Origin of the sequence: Streptomyces sp. BR123 (genome assembly GCF_013401435.1) — a bacterium.
Classification (GTDB): Bacteria; Actinomycetota; Actinomycetes; order Streptomycetales; family Streptomycetaceae; genus Streptomyces.
The window spans coordinates 1-1,066 of the sequence record NZ_JACBGN010000625.1 but is presented as its reverse complement, the minus strand read 5'-3'; the positions used below and the strand labels follow the sequence as shown (position 1 = coordinate 1,066).

The 1,066-nt window shown below is 78.4% G+C and carries 1 protein-coding gene; it reads left to right on the top strand.

Annotated elements, in window-relative coordinates; translation table 11 throughout:
- On the top strand, positions 1-1,066 hold a 1,066-nt coding region (locus tag HYE82_RS36730), incomplete at both ends, for an NUDIX hydrolase (RefSeq protein WP_179178555.1).

The following is a 1,066-nucleotide window of genomic DNA, read 5'->3' as shown; positions in this document are numbered from 1 at the left end:
CCCCCTGCGACCACCCCTCCCCCGAGCAGGTACGCGCGTACTACGCGGACCGGCCGGCCCCGCTCGTCGCCGCCACCGGCCTCGTCCTGGACGACACCGGGCGGGTCCTGGTCCTGACCCCCTCGTACAAGGCGGGCCGGGAACTGCCCGGCGGCACCGTGGAAGCCACCGAGACCCCCGAGGAGGGGCTGGCCCGCGAGCTGAAGGAGGAACTGGACCTCGGCGTGCCGGTCGGCCGGCTGCTCGCGGTGGACTCGCGGACCCCGGGATCCCTCGGGCGCTCCCTCGTCGTGCACGTCCACCTCGTCGGACCGCTCTCCCCCGCGCAGGCCGCCGCGCTCTCGTTCCCGGACGGGGAGGTCGCCGCGGCCCGCTGGCTGGCGCCGGAGGAGGCGTACGAGGTGCTGCCCGCCCGGATCGCGCCCCGGCTGCGCGCCGGGCTGGCCGCCCTGCGCGCGGGCTCGATCGCCCACCTCGTCGACGGGGTGCCCCAGCCGGGCTCGCCGGCCGGTCTGGACCCGGAGCGGCGTACGGCGCTGGAGCACGCGGGCCTGTTCGACGCGGCGAGCCACCGCGCCGCCCGCCCCAAGGCCCTGACCGCGGCGAGCGTGCTGTGCACCGACGAGGCGGGCGGCGTCCTGCTGGTGGAGCCCGCCTACGGCAGGCCGGGCCGCTGGAATCTGCCCGGCGGCGGGATCGACAGCGACCTCGGCGAGACCCCGCGCGCCGCGGCCCGGCGAGAGGCGCAGGAGGAGCTCGGCCTCGAACTGGAGCCGGGTCGGCTGCTCGGCGTCAACTGGGCCCACAAGCCGGGCTTCCCGGCCCGGATCCGCTTCCTCTACGACGGCGGCGTCCTGGACACCGGCACGCTCGGGCGGATCCGGCTGGCCCCCGGCGAGCTGCTGCGCTGGCGGACGGCGGCTCCCGGGGAGCTGCGGGGTCTGGTCAAGCCGAACCTGCGCCGGCAGATCGAGGCCTGCCTGCGGGCGCGCGCGGAGGGCACCGGCCCGCTGGAGCTGCACGCCGGCCGCCCGGCGGGCGCCGGGGAGAGCAGGGAGGGCGGGGA